The sequence below is a fragment of the Actinokineospora sp. genome (assembly GCF_050699995.1).
GTDB lineage: Bacteria > Actinomycetota > Actinomycetes > Mycobacteriales > Pseudonocardiaceae > Actinokineospora.
This window is the reverse complement of record NZ_JBOHGC010000063.1, coordinates 1-2455: the sequence shown is the minus strand read 5'-3', so window position 1 is coordinate 2455 and position 2455 is coordinate 1. Positions and strand designations below refer to the sequence as shown.

2 protein-coding genes are annotated in these 2455 nt (G+C 69.6%); one reads left to right on the top strand and one right to left on the bottom strand.

Features of this window, described 5'->3' with window-relative positions; all coding sequences use genetic code 11:
• Window positions 1-1063: FlgD immunoglobulin-like domain containing protein (locus ACRDSQ_RS03920; protein ID WP_431418825.1), on the top strand; the 1063-nt coding region annotated here is incomplete at its 5' end.
• A gap of 1 nt (window position 1064) precedes the next feature.
• On the opposite strand, the gene ACRDSQ_RS03915 is transcribed toward ACRDSQ_RS03920, so the two are convergent.
• Complete coding sequence (locus ACRDSQ_RS03915) at window positions 1065-2063, bottom strand: NAD-dependent epimerase/dehydratase family protein (RefSeq protein WP_431418824.1); 999 nt, start codon at window positions 2061-2063, stop codon at window positions 1065-1067.
• Window positions 2064-2455 lie beyond the last annotated feature (392 nt).

Here is a 2455-nt window from a genome sequence, read left to right as displayed (position 1 = left end):
GGTGGGGGCGACCAGCGACCTCTACGGGCAGCACGTGGACGCCGCAGGCCAGGTGAGCGACCCGTGCACCGGGACCGCGGCACTCGGCGCCGACACCCCGGTCGCCGCCACCGGCACCCAGAACTACTACACCTTCGAGCAGACCGATTTCTACTGGTGCGGGGTGGGGGTGCGCGGCGCCGCGGGCAGTGACTGGGATCTGGAGACCTACCTGCCGGTGACGTTCGGCTCGAGCCGCTACCCGTCCTGCTTCAGCGGACCGCTCGCCGGCTCCTTCGCGATCGGCGGCGTCGACTTCGTGGTCGCCGACTTCAACATCGGCCACACGCTGCCGGTCTCTCCCGGAGGCGGGTACGGCGTGCGCGCGTTCCGCTACGCGGGGACCGGGCAGGGCACGGTGGAGTGGGACACCGGCGCCGACTGGATCACCAAGGATTGCGGCACCGGCGGCAACTGCGGGGCGCGGAGCGGGAACAACTGGAGCGGCATGCTGGACGTGTGGGACGTGTACCTGTTCGGCAACCAGACCTACACGTTCGACTTCACCCGCACCGGCTCGGCCGACATCCACCTGCTGCTGTTCGGCTCCACCGGGACGACGGGCACGTTCTTCGCCCCGCGCAGCGGCCGCCTGTTCGAGACCACCGATGCGAGCCACGTGTTCACCGCCCCCGACACCGGCTGGTACGGCGTGGCGCTGGTGAACGACAACGGCCTGACCGGCACCTACACGGTGAGGGTCAACACCACGCCGCTCACCGGCGTCGGGGATCCTCCGGTGGCGGAGACCGGCCTTCGGGCGGTGGTGCCCAACCCGTCGGCGGGACCGATGCAGTTCCGGTTCACGTTGCGCGAGCCGGCGGCGGCGGGCTTCGACGTGCTGGACATGGCGGGGCGGCTGGTGGCGCGGATCCCGGAGCAGCGGCACGAGGCGGGCACCTGGAGCGCGGGCTGGGAGGGGCGCACGAGCACGGGCCGCCGGGCTCCGCCCGGCGTCTACTTCGTGCAGATGCGCGTGGACGGGCGGCGCACGGGGCTCGCGAGGCTCGCCCTCATCCGCTGACTCAGACCGGCGCGTGCCTCGCCGGGATCGGGCGTCGCAGCTCCTCGCGGGTGTGCCGGATCACGCTCTCCAGCAGCTGGTCGAGGTCCCGCTGCGGCCGGTAGCCCACGAAACGCAGGATCTTGCTCAGGTCCGGCACCCGGCGCCGCATGTCCTCGAACGAACGCCCGTAGATCTGCTCGTAGGGAACGAACTCGATCCTGGAGGAGCTGGCGCACATCGTCCGCACGCGCTCGGCGAGCCCCGTGATCGTGATTTCCTCGTCGCTGCCGATGTTGAACACCTCGCCGTCGGCGCTCGTGCAGTCGGCCAGCAGCAGCGCGCCTCGCACCACGTCGCTCACGGCCGAGAAACAGCGTGACTGCTGGCCGTCGCCGTACACCAGGATGGGTTCGTTGCGCAGCGCGCGAAGCACCATATTCGGGATCACCATGCCGTAGGCGCCGGTCTGGCGCGGACCGCAGGTATTGAAGCAGCGGACGATCGTGACCTTCAGCTGCTGCTGCTCCCAGTGGGCCCGGGCCAGGCACTCGTCCACCGCCTTGCCGCAGGCGTAGGACCAGCGCAGCTTGTGAGTCGGGCCCATGACGCGGTCGTCGTCCTCGGAGAACGGCAGCGCGACCCCCTTGCCGTAGACCTCGCTGCTCGAGAAGAGCACGACGCGGCGCTGGTGCCGGGCGCACGCCTCGAGCACTTCCTCGGTGCCCCGGATGTTCGTGCGCAGCGAGCGGAGCGGATTCTCGAGCACGAACTTGACGCCCACCGCCGCGGCGAGATGGAACACGCGGTCGCACCGGCATACCAGATCCTGGACGGTGGAGCCGTCCAGCACGGTCCCTTCGACGAAGTGGAACCGGGGATGGCGGGCGAACGTGCTCAGGTTCTCGAGACGACCCGTGGACAGGTCGTCGAGGACCCAGACGTCATCACCGCGATCGAGGAGGGCTTCCGAAAGATGGGACCCGATGAAGCCGGCTCCACCCGTGACAAGGACTCGCATCCGTCTCCCCTCACACTCGGACGGCGGGGAATCCCTTCCCACGGCGGGACGGCATGGTGTCTAGAATCCGAGCGCGGCACGCGGCTAATGAATCCCATCACCAGCGGGCAGAGTAATCGAAACGGGCATGCAGGGTCAAGGAATTGTGATGCAAAACTCGGGCGCGCTCGAGGCGGCGATCCGTCTCCGAGGTGAGCAGGACGAAACACGGCCCCGAACCCGCTCGGAAAGGGGGCGCCGATGCTCTGGCCCGCCCGACGGGCGCGTGCTAGCTTCGGCCACCCGACGGCCGCGGGCCGCCGGACGTGGCTCCCGATCGACGCCCATTTCCTGAACGGGGTTTATCCGCATGTCCGTCTCCGCACGCACGCTCACGCTCGCCGACCTCGCCC

What these genes read in the sequence shown, in the direction of transcription:
- ACRDSQ_RS03915 (WP_431418824.1), bottom strand. Translation starts at nt 2,063, where the DNA reads ATGCGAGTCCTTGTCACGGGTGGAGCCGGCTTCATCGGGTCCCATCTT.